At 58.0% G+C, this 18667-nt stretch carries 15 protein-coding genes; 9 read left to right on the top strand and 6 right to left on the bottom strand.

Annotated features, from left to right (window positions below; translation table 11 throughout):
- Positions 1-6: 6 nt before the first annotated feature.
- A complete protein-coding gene (locus L861_RS07805) occupies positions 7-804 on the bottom strand; it encodes a Cof-type HAD-IIB family hydrolase (RefSeq protein ID WP_016416511.1) in 798 nt (265 codons plus the stop codon).
- Positions 805-1064: 260 nt separating this feature from the next.
- On the opposite strand from L861_RS07805, the gene L861_RS07810 reads away from it, so the two are divergent.
- The 8 genes from L861_RS07810 to siaD all read left to right on the top strand — a co-directional run bounded on the left by L861_RS07810 (position 1065) and on the right by siaD (position 9989).
- The gene (locus tag L861_RS07810; RefSeq protein WP_016416512.1) at positions 1065-1694 is read left to right on the top strand and encodes an SDR family oxidoreductase; all 630 of its coding nucleotides are present in this window, start codon (positions 1065-1067) and stop codon (positions 1692-1694) included.
- An 85-nt stretch (positions 1695-1779) separates the two neighbouring features.
- Positions 1780-3720: an exoribonuclease II gene (locus L861_RS07815; RefSeq protein WP_016416513.1), complete on the top strand. Its 1941-nt coding sequence runs from the start codon at positions 1780-1782 to the stop codon at positions 3718-3720.
- 139 nt (positions 3721-3859) lie between these two features.
- Entirely contained in the window at positions 3860-4978 is a 1119-nt protein-coding gene (gene gpgS / locus L861_RS07820) for an N-acetylglucosaminyl phosphatidylglycerol synthase (protein ID WP_027947546.1), read from the top strand.
- A 44-nt stretch (positions 4979-5022) separates the two neighbouring features.
- Positions 5023-6015: a glucosaminyl phosphatidylglycerol flippase gene (gene gpgF / locus L861_RS07825; protein WP_016416515.1), complete on the top strand. Its 993-nt coding sequence runs from the start codon at positions 5023-5025 to the stop codon at positions 6013-6015.
- 141 nt (positions 6016-6156) lie between these two features.
- Positions 6157-8238 carry a biofilm regulation protein phosphatase SiaA gene (gene siaA, locus L861_RS07830; RefSeq protein ID WP_016416516.1) on the top strand — a complete coding sequence of 694 codons (2082 nt, stop codon included), beginning with the start codon at positions 6157-6159 and terminating at the stop codon, positions 8236-8238.
- Positions 8239-8256: 18 nt separating this feature from the next.
- The gene (gene siaB, locus L861_RS07835) at positions 8257-8790 is read left to right on the top strand and encodes a biofilm regulation protein kinase SiaB (protein WP_016416517.1); all 534 of its coding nucleotides are present in this window, start codon (positions 8257-8259) and stop codon (positions 8788-8790) included.
- An 18-nt stretch (positions 8791-8808) separates the two neighbouring features.
- The gene (gene siaC / locus L861_RS07840) at positions 8809-9198 is read left to right on the top strand and encodes a biofilm regulation phosphoprotein SiaC (protein ID WP_016416518.1); all 390 of its coding nucleotides are present in this window, start codon (positions 8809-8811) and stop codon (positions 9196-9198) included.
- On the top strand, positions 9195-9989 hold the full coding sequence (siaD, locus tag L861_RS07845) for a biofilm regulation diguanylate cyclase SiaD (protein ID WP_016416519.1): 795 nt from the start codon (positions 9195-9197) through the stop codon (positions 9987-9989). Before siaC ends, siaD begins: the two co-directional genes overlap by 4 nt.
- A gap of 26 nt (positions 9990-10015) precedes the next feature.
- Here siaD and L861_RS07850 read toward each other — a convergent pair whose 3' ends face one another.
- The 3 genes from L861_RS07850 to L861_RS07860 all read right to left on the bottom strand — a co-directional run bounded on the left by L861_RS07850 (position 10016) and on the right by L861_RS07860 (position 14083).
- Entirely contained in the window at positions 10016-10882 is an 867-nt protein-coding gene (locus L861_RS07850; protein WP_016416520.1) for an urea carboxylase-associated family protein, read from the bottom strand.
- A 106-nt stretch (positions 10883-10988) separates the two neighbouring features.
- Positions 10989-12293, bottom strand: a complete 1305-nt coding sequence (locus L861_RS07855; protein WP_016416521.1) for an HlyD family type I secretion periplasmic adaptor subunit — start codon at positions 12291-12293, stop codon at positions 10989-10991.
- Positions 12293-14083: a type I secretion system permease/ATPase gene (locus tag L861_RS07860; RefSeq protein WP_021029138.1), complete on the bottom strand. Its 1791-nt coding sequence runs from the start codon at positions 14081-14083 to the stop codon at positions 12293-12295. Before L861_RS07860 ends, L861_RS07855 begins: the two co-directional genes overlap by 1 nt.
- Positions 14084-14576: 493 nt before the next feature.
- Between L861_RS07860 and L861_RS25220 the strand changes: the two genes are divergently transcribed.
- A complete protein-coding gene (locus L861_RS25220) occupies positions 14577-16517 on the top strand; it encodes a cellulose binding domain-containing protein (protein ID WP_016416523.1) in 1941 nt (646 codons plus the stop codon).
- A gap of 87 nt (positions 16518-16604) precedes the next feature.
- Here the strand turns inward: L861_RS25220 and sucD are convergent, their stop codons facing one another.
- Together sucD and sucC are read right to left on the bottom strand one after the other, a co-directional pair.
- Positions 16605-17477, bottom strand: coding sequence for a succinate--CoA ligase subunit alpha (sucD, locus tag L861_RS07870; protein WP_016416524.1), 873 nt, complete (start codon positions 17475-17477; stop codon positions 16605-16607).
- The gene (gene sucC, locus L861_RS07875) at positions 17477-18643 is read right to left on the bottom strand and encodes an ADP-forming succinate--CoA ligase subunit beta (RefSeq protein WP_027947542.1); all 1167 of its coding nucleotides are present in this window, start codon (positions 18641-18643) and stop codon (positions 17477-17479) included. The genes sucD and sucC overlap by 1 nt, the downstream gene beginning before the upstream one ends.
- Positions 18644-18667 lie beyond the last annotated feature (24 nt).

Below are 18667 nucleotides of genomic sequence, written 5' to 3' on the forward strand. Positions count from 1 at the left end.
AACGAATCAAAGACCAAAGTGCTCGCACAACAACCTGGCCACCGCCAACTCGTCATGTCGGCCAATGCGCGTCGCCCGCGGGACCTGACCCGGTAGATCAGGATGAGCATTGGCCATCACGAAAGCATGGCCAGCGAGATTCAGCATCTCGGTATCGTTAAGGTTGTCGCCAAAGGCCAGGCACTCTTGCGGCGTCAATTCCAGAACATCAAGCAAGTGTTGCAGTGCCGTACCCTTGTTGACGCCCTGAGCCATGACCTCCAGGGAATCGACCATCGAGTAAGTCACGTGCAACCGCTCACCATGGCGGAAACGCACATTGCCCTCGAGTTGCGAGAGCAACTCAGGTTCGCCGATATACAGCACCTTGCCAATCCCCTCGCCGTTCAAGGCATCGAAATCCGTGACCCGGTAGCCGAAACCGGTATGCGCATGCAATTCGAGCAGTTCCGGCATCGGGGAATCGATCAACCAGTGGTCATCGCTGTACAGATTTAGACGCACCGCCTTGGGGCGCTCGAGGTTGATCAATTCACGCACCAAGGTTTCGTCAAGGCGCTTGGCCAAGAGCAACGTGTCGTCGGGAGCGTGCAGATAGGCACCGTTGGTGCTGATGATGTGCGCAGCCACACCCAACCTGTCACGAATGGCCAAAATATCCCGGTAGTGACGACCAGAGGCAATGGCCAGGTGATGACCTTGTGCCTCGAGAGCACGGAAAGTGTCGACGGTCTGCGGATCCAGGTCATGGTTGGCATTGAGCAGGGTGCGGTCGAGGTCGGTAACGATCAAGCGGGGCGTCATGCACGGTCCCTGTAGGTAGTCGCTCAGTGCTTCAGCCTACCGCATCTCGGGTGGTCAGCGACAGAGGGCACGCCGGTCAGACGTCGAGGATGGGGATATCATCGTAAGGCATCGTTCCCCTAGGGAGTGAGTTCGACCATGAAGTCGTATGAAATATCAAAGATTTTGTACCTTGGTCGAAGCCCCCCGCTCTCTGCACAATGTCCTGCCACACTGGCAGCATGTATGACGACACTCGTATGCGGAAAGGAGATGCAACGATGAAGACCTTGGTGATTGGCGCCAATGGCAAGATTGGCCGCCAGTTTTGTGAACTCGCCGCACATGGCGGTATGGCGATCCGCGCCATGATTCGCCATACCGATCAGCAACCCTGGTTTCGGGAGAGGGGCATCGAGACGGTTCTCGGAGATCTCGAAGGCGATATGCGCCAGGCCTTCAATGGCTGCGAGCAGGCCATCTTCACCGCTGGCTCGGGACCGCATACCGGTCCTGACAACACCCTGTTGATCGATCTGTATGGCGCGATTCGCTCAATCGATCGCGCGGAAGAGCTGGGTCTGGAGCGCTTCATCATGGTCAGCGCCCTACGCGCCAGCGACCCGCTGGCGGCACCGGAGAAGCTACGCCCCTATATGGCTGCCAAGTTTGCCGCCGATGCCTATCTGCGCTGTGCCAGGATTCCGCATGTGATCCTCAAGCCGGGACGCCTGACCGACGAACCAGCCACGCGTTTGGTGACCACTGCCGCCAGTCACGCCGAGAAGATGGAAGTGTCACGCGGCAACGTCGCCCATGCACTGGTCTACCTGACCCAGGCACGGACGCTCAAGAACCGTGAGTTCGACCTGTTGGATGGGCAGTCGAGCATCGCCATGGCGCTGTTATAGAAGCGGCTATAGAAATAGTGAATTGGCGCAGCCGGCCTGAATCCGTATAGTGGCCCTCTGTCCTCCCGCCAAGCAAAAGTGTCCGATGCTGCAAAACAACGCGCTGCTTGCTCAGCTCAAGCAACAGATCCGCGATAACACGCCCCGTGTCCAAGGCGTGATCAAAGCCACCGATAAGGGATTCGGCTTCCTCGAAACCGACAACGGCGAGTCCTACTTCGTGCCCCCTCCGGCCATGAAGCAGGTACTGCACGGTGACCGTGTCGACGCCGTCCTCAAGGAGGACGGCGACAAGAAGAGCGTGGAACCGGAGACCCTGCTGGAGCCGGGCCTGGAACGCTTCATCGCCCGTATCCAGAAGCGTGATGGCCGTCTGTCCGTGATACCCGACCACCCGTCGATCAAGAATGCGCTCAAGGCACGCATCAAGCGCAGCCTCGATGAGGAAAGCATCGGCGATGGCGACTGGGTGGTGGCACGCCTGGTGCGCCATCCACTCAAGCCCGACGATCGCGCCTTCTTCACCCAGATCGACGAACTGGTGGTCAAGGCCGACGATCCAGCCGTGCCGTGGCGTGTGACCCTGGCTCGTCATGCGCTAGAGCAGGCGTCTCCCGAGGCTGGCAACGAGTGGCCGCTGCGTGACGAAGGCCTCCAACGCGAGGACCTGACGAGCGAGCCGTTCTTTACCATCGACAGCGAGAAGACCCGTGACATGGACGACGCCCTGCGCGTCGAGTCGCGCCCTGAAGGCGGCTGGCGCCTGACGGTGGCCATCGCTGACCCTACTGCCTATGTCGAGGAGAACCACGCCGCTGACCTGGAAGCCCGCACTCGAGCCTTCACGGTGTATCTGCCGGGCCAGAACGTCACTATGCTGCCTGAAGTACTGGCCGACGACCTGTGTTCTCTGTGGGAAGGTCAGGAGCGCCCCGTATTGGCCTGTTCGCTCGACATCGATGCTGATGGCGGCCTAGGCGACTATCGCTTCTTCGCTGCGAGCATCCGCTCTCAAGCTCGCCTGATCTACGACCAGGTTTCCGACTGGCTGGAAAACAAGGGTGACTGGGCTCCGGTGGACGAGATCAGCGAGCAGCTCAAGGCACTCTCGGCATTGACCGAGGCACGCTCGGCCTGGCGTACCGAACATGCGCTGGTGTTCAAGGACCGCCCCGACTACGTCTTCGACCTCGACGATGCCGGCAATGTGTTGAATATTCGCACCGAGGAACGGCGCATCGCCAACCGCATGATCGAAGAGTCGATGATCGCCGCCAATGCCTGCTGTGCCGATCTTCTCGCCGACAAGGTTGGCCATGGCATCTTCAACGTGCACCGCGCCTTCGAGCCGGACAAGGCCGATGCCGCCCTTGAGTTCCTGACCAGCCAGCAGATCGAGATCGAGCGCGAGGCCTTGCTCGAGCTGACCCGTTATCGCGAACTCAAGCGGGCTTTGGAAAGCCGCGACGATGCCTGGCTTGATGCACGCCTACGTCGCTTTCAAGGCTTCACCAGCATGTCCGCCCAGCCCGGCCCCCACTTTGGCTTGGGTCTGCCGGCCTATGCCACTTGGACCTCGCCGATCCGCAAGTACGGCGACATGGTCAACCACCGGCTGATAAAGCGTGTCCTCAAGGGAGAAAATGCTCCCACCGAGGCCAGTGCTGCACTGACCGAACAGCTCACTGAGCGTCGGCGCCTCAACCGCATGGCTGAACGTGACGTCAAGGACTGGCTGTACGTACGCTTCCTCACCGAGGCCGCCAAGCAGCAACAGGAGTTCGACGCCGAGATCGTCGATATCCGCCGTGGCGGCATGCGCGTACGCCTGACTGCCAACGGCGCCACTGCCTTCGTGCCAGCCCCTCTGCTGCATAGCGACCGCGACAAGGTGGCCATCGACGACAAAGAGGGCCGGGTACAGATCGAGGGTGAGGAACGCTTCAAGCTCGGCGACATGATTCGCGTGGCACTTACCGAAGCCCGTGAGGAAACCCGCTCGCTGGTGGCCCGTCCCGCGGCCTGACGTCTCTCATTTCGAGACGCTAAAACGGCGGCCCTACGGGTCGCCGTTTTTCATTGCGTCATCACTCATTCGTTGTCGCTGAATTGTCGTATTACGCCATTACCCTGAGGCCAGGATGCCGATTGCCTGGGAGATGGCCTTGCATATTGCCGATATCACCATGTTTCATGCCCCCAGCAGCGGTGGCGTCAGAACCTACCTGCAAGCCAAGCACCGGTACCTGGCCCAGTCGAAGGATATCGATGCCAGCCTGCTGATTCCCGGTAGTGAACGCCTAAGCCTGGGAGCGCTGCAAACCCTGCCGGCTTTACGCCTGCCGCTGGGACGAGATTATCGATTCCCCCTACGCCGTCGTCCTTGGCGCGATGCGTTGGTCGAACTGCAACCCGATGTGATCGAGGCCGGTGATCCCTATGTCACTGCCTGGGCGGCATTGGAGGCCGGTCAGGTATTGGGAGTGCCAGTCATCGGCTTCTACCATTCCGACCTGCCACGCTTGATGGGAGATCGCTTCGGCCAGCCCGTGTCACGACGTCTGAAACGCTATGTCGCCGACCTTTACCAACGCTTCGACAGCGTGATGGCCCCCTGCCGTTCGATGGCCGACCGGCTGCAAGCGTGGGGAGTGGAAAACGTTCGCGTCCAACCGCTTGGCGTCGACGTGGATACGTTCCATCCTCGGCGTCGCAGCCCCGAGCTACGGGACTGGCTGGGTATGCGGGACTCGCAACGTCTACTGGTCTTCGCCGGGCGCAACTCCCGGGAGAAAAACATCGATGTTCTTTTCACAACGGCACGCTTGCTCGGCCCGCACTATCACTTGCTGGTACTGGGGCCGGGCATGCCAACCCGTACACCTGGCAACGTGACCGTCGTCAATCGCTGCTGCAACCCCAATGAAGTGGCGCGCGCCTTGGCCAGCGCCGACGCCATGATACATGCGGGAACCCGCGAGACATTCGGACTGGTCGCTCTCGAGGCCATGGCCAGCGGCTTGCCAGTAGTAGCGGCACGGGCCGGTGCGCTGGCGGAGAATGTTCCTCTCGGTTGTGGCGTCCTTTGTGAACCCCACTCTCCCGAGGCCATGGCACGAGCAGTGAACGAACTGTTCCTCAACGATGCCGCCGCCATGGGGCGACATGCTCGCCGGCATGTCGAACGACACTTTAGTTGGCCGCAGGTCATCGCGGCCCTGCTGGACCATTATCGAGACGTTATCGGTATCACACCCGGAGATGGGCAACGCCAGTATGGATAGATGGACTCTGTGCCTGATACGGGGACTTTTGCTCTCCTTGTCCCATGAACTTACTGTGTAGCCGCTACGTCATTCTCCTGGCCACCGCATTGGCCGTGACACTCCTGGTCCCACTGGCACTGGGAGGAACCGGCCTACTTGACACTCTAGCGATATTCCCCGGTAGCCAATTGGTCTACATGCTGGGGTTGGTTCTAGTGTGCTGGAATCTCAATGCCTTGAGGCTACGACTGCTACTGGCCGGACGCGCGGGGCATCTCGGCCAGTGTCGTGCCGTAGCCATGGTAATGGCTACCGAATTTGCCATCTGCGCCACGCCCGGCGGCAGTGGCGGCCCCGTAACGCTACTCGCCCTGTTGGCTCGACGCGGCCTGCGACCGGCACGTGCCTCGGCGATCTTCATGGTCGATCAACTCAGCGATCTGTTGTTCTTTCTCATCGCCATGCTTGGCGTCATCACTCATGTCATGTTCTCGACGCTGGAGTGGCAATACGAAGGACTGGTGGGTTTGTCAACACTGTCACTACTCATCCTGCTGCTGGCATCCTGGTGGGTGATACGTCACCTGCCGGTCCTGCTACGCCTAGGCAATGCCTTCCTGATACGCCTGGGCATTCCCCTGCAACGCCGCCGAGGGCTTGGAAGACATCTCCTTCATTTTCGTCACGCGTTGCAGGTGACCTTGCAACTCCCGCGTTCCACCCTGACGGCAATTTTCACTCTCTGTGCCATGCACTGGTTACTACGTTACAGCGTGCTGTATCTTGCCATCCAAGGTCTTGGCGCTTCACTGGACTGGGGCTGGACGTTCATGGTGCAGATGCTGTCCATGGCGGCTGGTCAACTGAGCCTACTGCCCGGCGGAGCCGGAGGTGCCGAACTGACGTCCAGTGCGTTGCTCATTCCATCGATCGGTCAGCAACAGGCCACTGCCGCCGTGACGATCTGGCGCTTCGTCACTTATCACTTCTACCTGTTGGCCGGCGCCCCGGCGTTCCTCACCTTGGCCGGACGGATCCTGTGGAGACCCGCTTGATACGATGACCCATGCTTCCATCATCCAACTCGCCATGACGATTTCTTTGTGGCATCTTAGTATGAGAAGAACTAGTCAGTGAATGACTAACGGCATACGACACAAATCCGTTTTGTCATATCATAGCGGGGACCTTTCATCATGGCTGCACGCTGGGGGCTGCGAGGCAAGTCGGTCGCGACCTTGCTGCTGGCCTGTATTCTGTCCTTGATACCCGCCGCCATTATCGGCTGGCAGGCCATCGACGACATTCGTCGACACTTCGCCAACGCCTACGCCGAAAATTATACCTTGCTGCACATGCAGAAGATCCTTGCTCCGGTATCGCGAGAGTTAGCCCTATCACAGCGCTTCGCCGATTCCGTAGTGACCCGCGAATGGCTCGAGAACGAATCAGACCCCGCCAGGAAGGCCCGCTTTACCAAGGAGGCCGAAGGCTATCGCCGCGCTTTCGCCGACCATTCCTATTTCGTCATCGACCATGACAGTGGCGATTACTATTTCGTCGATGACGAGCGGCCCAACCTGGAATCGCCCAGCTATCGGCTCAATGCCAACGACCCGGAAGACGCCTGGTACTTCCAGACCACGAGCAGCAACGAGCCGTACAACCTGAATGTCAACATCGACCACAAGCTTGGTGTCACCAAGGTGTGGTTCAACGTCGTGGTTCAAGGCGAACGAGGCCCACTGGGGCTTGCTGGTACGGGACTCGATCTTAGCCAGTTTCTCGATGAATTCATTCGCGACGAGGCGCCGGGGCTGACTCCGATGATCGTCGACCGTCATGGCGCCTTGCAGGCTCATCCTTCACCGGAACGCATCGCCTTCAGTTCCGGCGTCAGCGATGGCGACGTCGACGAGCAACAGACCGTCCAGTCCCTTCTGAGCGATACCGAGGAGCGGGAGCGTCTAACCGATGCCATGCAAGCCTCTCGGCAGTCACCCGAAGACGTTCAGACACTATGGGCGACCCTCGATCAGCGCGAGCGCCTGCTTTCGGTCGGCTACATCCCCGAACTCGACTGGCATCTGATTACGGCACTCGACCTCAGCGTTGCCCCGATCCTCGAACGTCACTGGCTATGGCCACTGCTCGTCGCCCTGACCCTGGTTCTGGGTATCCTGCTAATGGCGTTCGCCTATGCTACCGAGCGACTGATTCTTTCCCCTCTGAATCGACTGAAACTCTCGGCCCAGGCCATTGCCGCCGGCAACTACGAGTCATCGCTTCCCACCGCGCGTAACGACGAGATCGGCGAATTGTCGCAGGCCTTCTCGCACATGGCGGGCCAAGTCGAGCGTCATACCCAGGAACTGGAAAGCAAGGTTCGAGAACGCACTCAAGAATTGGAACGGGCAAATGCCGAAATGGCCGCGGCGCACAAGAAAATCGATGATTCGTTGCAATACGCCAGCATCATTCAGCGCGCCATCCTGCCCGATAGGCAACTCGATCTCCATCTCGAACACCTCTATGGGGTGCTGTGGAAGCCTCGCGATACGGTGGGTGGGGATTTCTATATTTTCCGTGCTCACGGCAAAGGCTATCTGCTGGGTGTGGTCGACTGTGCCGGTCATGGTGTCCCGGGGTCGCTGATGACCATGCTGGCACGCGCGACCATCGACCATGCCATTCTCCAGGTCGGAGCCGAAGACCCTGCCGCCATCCTCAATGAAACCGACCGCCAGTGTCGCGATGTACTGCGTCCCGACCAATTGCCCGCGTCTATTGCGACCAACATGGATATCGGTCTGGTGTGGGTGAATCTCGAGGAACGACAGTTGACCTTCGCCGGTGCCAAGATCGGACTTTACACCAGCGATGGAACCTCTCTGGAGCAACTGCCGGGCCATAAGCGCGCACTCGGCCACAAGCGCCGTGTCACCTATCGCAATCAGACCGCACCGCTACACTTGGGGTGGACCTATTCACTGTGTACCGACGGCTTTCTCGATCAGGCAGGTGGGGAAACCGGGTTTGGCTTCGGTCAAGGACGTTTCGAATCCATCTTGAAATCCAACGCCCATCGTCCGCTGTCCGAGCAGATGAGAAATTTCGAGGCCGAATTGCTCGCCTACCAAGGCAATCTGCCACAGCGTGATGATATCACCGTCCTCGGTTTTCGTTTCACACAGGACAACTGTGTTCCGGAGCATGACAGGCACCTGGCGCCAATATCCGACTCCTCTACCTCACACAACCCCGGCCAGGACGAATAAACCATCATAGGAGGTGTCATGGACCTGTTAAGCATGCGTGAAAACTATCTCAGCCAGCGCATCATGTTGTGCTTCAATGGCCCCATTTCGCGCAGCCTGATCGAAGAGATCGGTAATGCCCTGCGCAATTACCTGAACTCTCAACAGGTCACGCCCTCTGCCTCAATGGATGTCTTCGCTGCCTATATCGAGATGACCCAGAACATTCGCCATTATGCACGCCTGCAGGGATATGACGAGGAAGGGGCTTCCGCCACCGTCGCGGTGGCCAGAAACGAACAAGGGCACTACATGGTATCGGCTGGCAACCTCGTCGAGATGGAGGACGGAAAGAAACTGGTCGAGACCATCGAGACGTTAGCCGGCCTCGACAAGCAGGAACTGAAAAAAGCCTACAAGCAGCAGCTCCGCCAGCCCCGCGAGGAAGGTTCCAACTCCGGTGCCGGCTTGGGCCTGCTCGATATCGCGCGCAAGTCCAGCCAGCCCATGCAGGCCTCGCTCAAGGCGTTGCCCGATGGGCGTGGATTCTTTAGTTTAACCGCCACTATTTGACCCTGCCGAGTAAGCATTATGACCATCGACTTGAATATCCCCGGCAGCCAGTCTACCCCTACCATTCGGAGCGATTGGCAAGCTGGCCTTCTCACCATGCAGGGAGACTCTTATCCCGAAAACTCCTATGAGCTCTTCGATCAAGTCATCGGCTGGGTCGAACACTTCATCGGTCAAGAGACTCGCCCGCTCTCGCTGGAACTAGGGCTGGTCTATCTCAATACCAGCTCGGTCAAGGCCATGATGGATATCTTCGACCTCCTCGAGGAAGCCCATCTCAACGGTCGCGACATCAGTGTCACTTGGCGCTACGATCCACGCAACGAACGCATCGCCGAGCTGGCCGACGAGTTTCGCGAGGACTGCACCTTTCCCTTCGCGATCACACCGACCCAGGTCGAAGCATGACACGCGAAAAGACGGAACTGCTGACATGGGTCGAGTCGCTGCTCGCCGACCCTACCTATGCTCAGGATCCACTACGCGAGGCCTTGGAACGTCTCTATCTTCACCATCTCGAAGAGAAGGCCAGCCTCGAGCGCATGGTCAGCATCTCAGACAACTTCCAGCGCTACGCCCGGGAAGACCAACTATCCGTCCGGCAGCGTTATGACAAGGCTTTGCAGCGTCAGGAGAAACTATCGCGCATTTCAGATGGCTTCCAACAGCTCATGCGCGAACACAACATCGCGCTCAAGGAAGATTCGACCCATGATCCCCTGACGGGCCTACCGAACCGGCGCATGATCGGTGAGCGGCTCGAACGAGATTCGAAAGATGCCAGTCAGCGGGCCCAGGGCTATACCCTCGCCATGCTCGACATCGACCACTTCAAGCAGATCAATGACCGCCATGGTCATGAGATCGGTGATCAGGTGCTGGTGGCTATCGCCCAAATCATCCAACAGGAATTGCGCGAATACGACCTCTGCGCTCGCTGGGGAGGCGAGGAATTCCTGCTGCTACTGGCCAATACGCGTCTCGAGGAAGGTCGAACCATAGTCAATCGCCTGCGCCAACGCTTGTCCAAGGCTCCCATCACAGTCGGCGATGTCACGCTATCAGTCACCGCCAGTGCCGGGCTCAGTGAACATCATGTTGGCGAAGATCCGCTCCATGAAACCCTTCTGCGTGCCGATCAGGCGTTATTGCGCGCAAAACGTGGCGGTCGCGATCGCAGTTGCACCAGCATTCCCTGACGTGTCGTACAACTCTGTTCTTCCGATTACCCGAAACGCCTTGCCTTTTCCGCCGTCCAGTCGACTTCAGGACCACGCATGCCATGACCACCCCGATAAGGGGCATACTCCGGCTGCCGCCAGCCCTGCAGTACAGCATCTTCGAGCTTGAAGACTTCAACCCCAATAGGATGGCAGGTCACCAGTGGATCGCGTGCGTTAGGCCCCCACAAATCCACCGATAGATCGCCCCCCGGGCAACAAGAAAGCGCACACAACAGATCTATCTCGGCAAACAGCTCGAGATAGTCACCCTCGCGTGCCGGACACGCCTTCATGAAGTACTGATCATCGTCGTTCAGGCCGGTGCACTGAAATACGTTCAGAACATCGTGAACGTCGAACTCGGTCAACCCGAAGGGGGCCACGGCCCGTACCAGATTCGAGTGGCAGTGGTGGTCGAAGTCCTCCCCAGTAAGCAGTCGATTGACGTAGGGGTCACAGCGGGTGCCCAGCAGGTCGTGTACCCGCCCACCTTCGTCATCCACGCCATAGCTGGCCAACGTATCGTCAATGATGGTCGCCATGGGACGCAGATAAGGCAACGTGGACCACAGGCGGTCAAACGTCGAGACATGCGCCCGCTGCAGTTGTCGGGTGCGCGACGCCCAGAAACGTTCGCGTGGATTAAGCAGATGCCACAGGTTGAAGTCGCCCACCTGGGGCCCTTCCAGCGTAGAAAGTCGCAATACATGGCCGGCAGGTACTCGCCAGGCGCGACCATCTCGAATCGGCACGATCAGTTGCGCCACACGAGTGCGGACGGCAGGGTCGGTCAGGCGGGAATAGAAATCACGATCGACATCCAGTACCGACCCTTTTGTCGCCTGGTAGGCGGCAGGTACCTTGGCCATGCAGGTCTCCTGAATCGCTTGGGGATAGTCCACCCCACCAAGCCTAACGGATCCCGCTCATTCCGGCCGCTCTTTCGATCAACGTTTCACGACACTGTCGGTGTTCCTATTCTCGCATCGCTCGCGCCAGGATATCGGTAACGGGCTTGATGAGATAACTGGCGAAGGTGCGCTCTCCGGTGCGAATCATGACTTCGGCGGGCATGCCGGCGAGCAGCTTCATATCTCCCGTCATCTCCTGTTGTCCTGTATCGGTGACCTTGATTCGCGCCTTGTAATAGCTCTTGCCGCTCTCCTTGTCTTCGAAACTGTCGGCCGAGACATGGATGACTTCGCCCTCGATGACATTGGAAAGTCGTTGATTGAAGGCACTGAAGCGAATCTCCGCCGGTTGTCCTGGATAAATGCTATCGATGTCACGATCCGCAATGCGAGCCTCTACCACGAAGCCTTCGCCGCTGGGCACGATATCCATGACAGGATCACCCGGTTTTAGCACCGCCCCCTGGGTATGGACCTGAAGAGCAACTACCGTTCCTGCGACCGGTGCCGTCAAGGTGGTCCGCTGGACCTCGTCGCTCAATGCGGTCATGCGCTCTTCGGCATCGGTGATACGTGCTTGCACCTGGTGCAGTTGCTCGCCTACCTCTTTCTGAAACTCCTGGACCCGCACCTGCTTCTGCAGTTCGTTTTCACTGACTTGTGCGGCAAGACGAGCGATCTCGGCACGATGCTTGGCAATTTCGCCACGATATTCCAGAATTTGCCGTTCCAACTCCCGTAACCGCTGTTTGTTGCCCAACCCCTTCTCGAACAGTTTGCGATGATCCCCCGCCTCTTCACGTAATGAGGCAACCCGTTGACGATTGATCTCCACTAGGGCCTCGAGTCCTTCGCTCTGCTCTTGTAACTGCCGTGTCTGCTGGTCGAGAGCTTCCAACGCCCCCTGCTGGGCCTGACGCCGGGCGAAAAACAGGCCTCGCTGCACGGCTAGCACATCGTCGACACGTGGAGAGTCACCCTTTCGCAGCTCGTCGGGAAATTGCAATGTTTCCTGGTCAGAGAGCTCTGCCGTCAGCCGAACCTCGGTCGCTCGATTGATCAGGTACTGCGAGCGAGCGATCTGCAACTGGGAGAGCACCTGAGTGTTGTCGAGAACCGCCAAGGTATCACCAGCCTCGACATGGTCACCATCGCTGACAGGGATCTCCTCGACGATCCCTCCTTCATAATGCTGGACCGTCTTCTTGAAAGAGGCGACCGAGACCTTGCCTGGGGCCACGACGGCGATGGCCAGATCAGCCATCAGCGCCCATCCCCCAAAACCGCCGACACCGATCAAGACAATGAGTGCTCCCAGACGACGATAGCCGCGCCCGCTGACCGGCAGAGACTGTAAGGCCTCAAGCATCACTGTGACTCCTTCTCGCCGCCGTAGAAAGACATGGCATCGTGACCGGACATACCGACTGCAGCCAGGTGCCTGCTTTCCGGAGAAGCGGCCACTCCTGCCCGTGAACGCTGCGGTTGCGCTAGCCTTGCAATCACTTGATCGCGTGGGCCAAACAGGCTGATCCGTCCATTCTTCAGCACCAACAACTTATCGGTGCTGGTTAGCACGCTACGCCGATGACTGATGACGAACAGCGTGACTCCCTCTTGCTTCAGACACTGCATGGCGTGCGACAGGGCACGCTCGCCGGTTTCATCGAGATTCGAGTTGGGCTCGTCGAGCACCACGACTACCGGATTACCGTACAAGGCGCGGGCCAAACCGACTCTCTGGCGTTGGCCACGGGAAAGGGATCCACTGACGGCATCGATGACCGTATCGTAGCCATCGGGCAACCGCAGGATCATATCGTGAACGCCAGCCTTGGTGGCTGCCGCTACCACTTGCTCGGCATCGATCTCGCCGAAGCGTGCGATATTTTCACTGATGGTACCGTCGAAGAGCTCAATGTCCTGCGGCAGATATCCAAGATATGGACCCAACTCATCACGGTTCCAGTGCTCGATATTCGCACCGTCGAGGCGCACCGTACCGCGCTGGACAGGCCAAACACCCAGCAACACCCGCGCCAATGTCGACTTTCCAGCGGCACTGGGGCCAACGATGCCGATATGCTCACCCGGCGCGACTTGGATATCGATTCCCTCCAGCGCTGCTTGGTGGGCACCCGGTGGCACTACCGTTACCGCTTCGACAGCGACATCACCATGCGGTGCTGGCAACGATAGATGGCGCTGCTCCTTGGGTACTTGGACAAACAGTGCATCGAGTCGCCGATAGGCATCGCGGCAGCCGACGAACCCTCTCCAACTTCCAATCATCTGGTCGATCGGCGCCAGGGCGCGCCCCATGATGATGGAAGCAGCGATCATCATGCCAGGAGTGATACTGCCTTCAAGCACCAACAACGCCCCCAACCCCAGGATCATCGACTGACATAGCAACCGCAATATCCGGGATAAATTGGTCAAGGTGCTGGCACGATCACTCGCCTGGGATTGCTTGAGCAAAGAGGCATAGTGTTTCAAGGCCCAACGGCGCATGATCCCCGGCAACATTCCCATAGCATGCAATACTTCTGCATTACGCAGATTACTGTTGGTTAGGGCACGGGCTTGGATATTTTCGTTACCAGCCTCGACCAGCAATGAGTTGGTTGCCTTCTCATTAGAGATCGCCAGAACCAGCAGCACCACACCTGCGCAAGAGGCGAAAATTCCGAACCAGATATTGAATACGAACAGGATACCAAGATAGATCGGCACCCACGGTGCGTCGAAAAAGGCGAATAACCCACTACCAGAGAGAAACTGACGAATTGTATTCAGGTCGTCCAGCGGCTGAGCTGTCTGTTGGCCACCGACATCGAGGCTGTGACGAAACATGGCACGATAAAGACGGGTGCTGACCAAGGTATCAAGGCAATTTCCCACCCTTATCAGGAGACGAGAACGGACGAACTCCAGCCCTCCCATGACCATGAACAGCACGACAGCCACCAAGGTCAGCATGAACAGGGTTGCCTCACTGCCTGTGGCAATGACCCGGTCATAGACCTGCAACATGTAAAAAGCAGGCGTCAGCATCAGTAAATTGATGACAAGACTGAACCCGGCCACCGAGAGAAAGGAACTCCGACACGTGTTCAAAACACACTTCAATTCTCTGACTTCATGGTCAGATTTCATGGGACATAACCGCATCAAGGATGTGAGTGAATGCTTGGTGGCGCCAGCGTAACAAACGAAATGATATTTTATGATTATTTTAATCACACTTTTGTAACACCACTTGCTCTCCCACCTTAATATGAGCCCCTCAGCCTTCCACTAAGTCGCCATGAAATACCTTTAGTTTCAATATGATGGCGGAAATTACCACAATGACTTCACTGATCACATGTTAGAAACATAGCCATCACTCGCAGCGGAACCGGTATTGGCTTCTTCTTTATTAAGCCGTTAGCATCTTCTACTTCACCTTTCCTACAGATTAAAAATAACGGACGAGCCGGAAATGAAGCCAAGGCAGGAGCCATCGTTTCTGTATTTCCTTTCACAACATTTTTCAGGAATCACTCATTTAAAAAAACAGTAATATCTCATATAAAAATGGCATAGCAATAGCCACTAAAAATGGCTTTCACATGCTGAACATGACTGGATCATTTAGAGGTAGTGCATGAACGACCAAAATAACGTTATCGAGGTTGGCACCGGTATTACGGCCGAAGAGCTTGAAGAGCTGATCAACACCGCTCCCAAGAATGCCACCTTCAAGCTCGGCGCAGGAAACTATGTCCTTGATAACGCTGTCACCATTTCCCGCTCCGATGTTTCTTTGGTCGGTGCCGGTTCCGACCAGACCACACTGACCTTCAGCAGCACAGCCCTGAATCGAAACGATGACTATGGATTGCGTGTGGATGGTAGTGAAAGCGAGACTGTCGGCACACTCCAGTCTGCTGTCGCCGAAGGCCAGCACATCCTTTCGCTGGGACAGGGCCATGATTTAAAACCTGGCGATACCGTACGCATCTGGCAAGACAACGATACGGAGTTTTTCGACGAAATCGGCGACACCTCCTGGCGCAAGCAAGAGAACGCTGAGTTGCGCACCAGCATGGCCAAGGTGTCTGCTGTCGATGGGGGGAATGTGACCCTCGACCGAGGCGTGCACTTCGATTTCGATGCGGGTAAGACCCAGGTGGAACACCTCAACACACGCGATAACGTCACCCTGGAAGGCTTCAGCGTCAGCTTCGAGTTGAGTACCCCCGACAAGTCGGTCTTCGAAAATACCAAGACCGGCCTGACGGAATACGAGGCGGTTTCTCTCGATGGCACGACGAATAGCCACTTGTCCGATGTCCAGGTCATCAATGGTCCTTCCATCGCCTTCCACCTTGCACGTTCGCTCGACATCGACGCCCGCGACCTTCAGGCCCACGGCGCCTTCAATAAGGGGAGTGGAGGCAATGGCTATGCCTTCGAACTACGTGAGAGCTACGACGGAACTTTCACCGGGCTGGAAGATACCGGCATGCGCCATGGTTTGCTGTTCGCATCCTGGCGATCATCGGTGGGCAATGACATCGAGGTGGCCTCTACCGACCGTGACATCAATTTCCATGGCGGACGCGACCACGACAATAGCGTACGGGTAAAGCAATCCATTCGCGACCCCGATGCCGACGAGATGTCGACCACATTGTGGGTCAACTCCGGAGGCGAGAGTTTCGGCGCCATCACCGATGCGTCAGCTAATCAGGTTCGCTTCGACTACGTGGTCGGTTCACGCCGCGACGATACTCTCCAGGGCTCCGACGACGGGGTCTACTTGAATGGCGGTCTGGGACATGATCACCTCACCGGCGGCGCCGGCGACGATATCCTGCAGGGCGGCCCGGGCAACCATGGATATGACGGCGATGACGTGCTCAGTGGCGGCGGTGGCAACGATACGGCACTCTACCTGCAGAGCTACGATGCCTTCGATATCGCGATCGCGGAGAATGGCGAGGTCACCATCCGGGGCGAAGGCGGCACCGATACCCTGGTCGACATGGAGCGTGCCGTTTTCGCCGATGGCACCCGAGTGGATCTCAATTCTGGCAGTATCAGCAACGGAGAGCCGGTAAGCATCCCAAGCCCCGCTGAGATACTCGGCGACTCGACTACGACGGCTACTGAGGACTCGACTACGACGACCACAGAGGATTCGACTACAAACACTGCGGATAGCACTCAGACCGACGCGGAAGCCGATGTCACCGTTACCGGCAATGTCACCAACCAGTGGTCCAATGGGTACGTGGCCGAGATCCTGATTGAGAACACCTCGGAGAGCAACATCGTCAACCCCGAGGCCAGTTTCTCGTTGCCTGCCGATATCGACACACTATGGAACGGTGAGCTCAGCGAAGAGAATGGCGACTATCGGGTCAGCGATGACGAGAGCAATACCTTGACGCCTGGCGAGACATGGCGCTTTTCCTACAAGGCCTATGGCGAGGATAAGTCACTCCCCGAGACAGTCGCCGTGCAAGATGCCAACGGCCAGAACCTGGAAGTCGAATTGCTTGGAATAAACTCAAGCGAGACAGATGCCACTCTGGCCTGATAGCCACTTGCCGTCGATCACCAGGGGCACCTACGCAAAAAGGGCACCCGAAGGTGCCCTCTTACGTGCTGCCGGGAAGGACATGGCTTACCAGCCAGTGACTTCCTTCAGTGCGTCGCCGATCTGTGCGAGCGAACGCACGGTCTTCACACCGGCATCTTCCAAGGCAGCGAACTTCTCGTCCGCGGTGCCCTTGCCACCGGAGATGATGGCACCGGCATGGCCCATGCGCTTGCCCGGAGGCGCCGTGACACCGGCAATGTAGGAAACCACCGGCTTGGAGACGTGCTCCTTGATGTAGGCTGCCGCCTCTTCCTCGGCGGTACCGCCGATCTCGCCGATCATGACAATGGCTTCGGTCTTGGGGTCCTTCTCGAACATCTCGAGGATGTCGATGAAGTTGGAACCCGGGATCGGATCGCCACCGATACCTACGCAAGTGGACTGACCGAAGCCATGATCGGTGGTCTGCTTGACGGCTTCATAGGTCAAGGTACCGGAACGCGATACGATACCCACGCGACCAGGCTGGTGGATATGGCCCGGCATGATACCGATCTTGCTCTCTCCAGGAGTGATCACACCAGGACAGTTGGGGCCGATCAGGCGCACGCCCAGTTCATCGCACTTGACCTTGACGTCCAGCATGTCGAGGGTCGGGATACCCTCGGTGATGCACACGATCAGCTTGATGCCGGCGTTGGCGGCCTCAAGGATGGAATCCTTACAGAACGGAGCCGGTACGTAGATCACCGAAGCTTCGGCGCCAGTCTTGTCGACGGCTTCCTTGACAGTGTTGAACACCGGCAGGCCAAGATGCTCCTGGCCCCCCTTGCCCGGGGTCACACCACCAACCATCTTGGTGCCGTAGGCGAGCGCCTGCTCGGAGTGGAAGGTCCCCTGGCCACCAGTGAAACCCTGGCAGATGACCTTGGTGTTCTTGTCGATCAGGATACTCATTACTTGCCCTCCGCTGCCTTGACGACCTGCTGTGCCGCATCGGTCAGGCTGGTAGCAGCGATGATGTTCAGACCGCTGGAGGCCAGTTTCTCGGCACCCAGCTCGGCGTTGTTACCCTCGAGGCGCACCACCACCGGTACGTTGACGCCGACCTGCTCGACGGCACCGATAATGCCCTCGGCAATCATGTCGCAGCGCACGATGCCACCGAAGATGTTGACCAACACGGCCTTCACCGAATCATCGGAGAGAATGAGCTTGAAGGCCTCGGCTACGCGTTCCTTGGTGGCACCACCGCCCACATCGAGGAAGTTGGCCGGTTGACCGCCATTGAGCTTGATGATGTCCATGGTGCCCATCGCCAGACCAGCACCGTTGACCATGCAGCCGATATTGCCTTCCAACGCCACGTAGTTGAGCTCCCAAGCCGCAGCTTCGGCTTCGCGCTCGTCTTCCTGTGACGGATCGCGCATCGCCTGCAGATCCGGGTGGCGGTACAGGGCATTGCTGTCGAGGTTGATCTTGGCGTCGAGGCAGTGCAGGTTACCTTCGTCGGTGATCACCAGTGGGTTGATCTCGAGCAGCGCCAGATCCTTGTCGTGGAACAGCTTGGACAATCCCAGGAAGATCTTGGTGAACTGCTTTACCTGATCACCTTTCAGGCCCAAAGCGAAGGCCAACTCACGCGCTTGATACGGCTGTGCACCGACCAGCGGATCGATCACGGCCTTGAGGATCTTCTCGGGAGTTTCCTCGGCGACCTTCTCGATCTCCACGCCACCTTCGGTAGAAGCCATGAACACCACGCGACGGGTGGCGCGATCAACGACAGCCCCCAGATACAGCTCGTTGGCGATATCGGTGCAGTTTTCAACCAGGATCTTGGCCACCGGCTGACCGTTTTCGTCAGTCTGATAAGTCACCAGGTTCTTGCCCAGCCACTGCTCGGCGAACGCCTTGGCTTCCTCCGGGCTCTTGATCAGCTTGACACCGCCAGCCTTGCCGCGACCACCAGCGTGGACCTGGGCCTTGACGACCCACATGTCGCCACCGATCTTCTTGCAGGCTTCGGCTGCTTCCTCGGGAGTGTCCACGGCAAAGCCCTTGGACACCGGCAGTCCATAATCGGCAAACAGTTGTTTGCCCTGATACTCGTGAAGGTTCATCGATTCATGCCATTGGTTGCATGT

It is taken from the genome of Litchfieldella anticariensis FP35 = DSM 16096 (assembly GCF_000409775.1).
In the GTDB taxonomy this organism is placed as follows: Bacteria; Pseudomonadota; Gammaproteobacteria; order Pseudomonadales; family Halomonadaceae; genus Litchfieldella; species Litchfieldella anticariensis.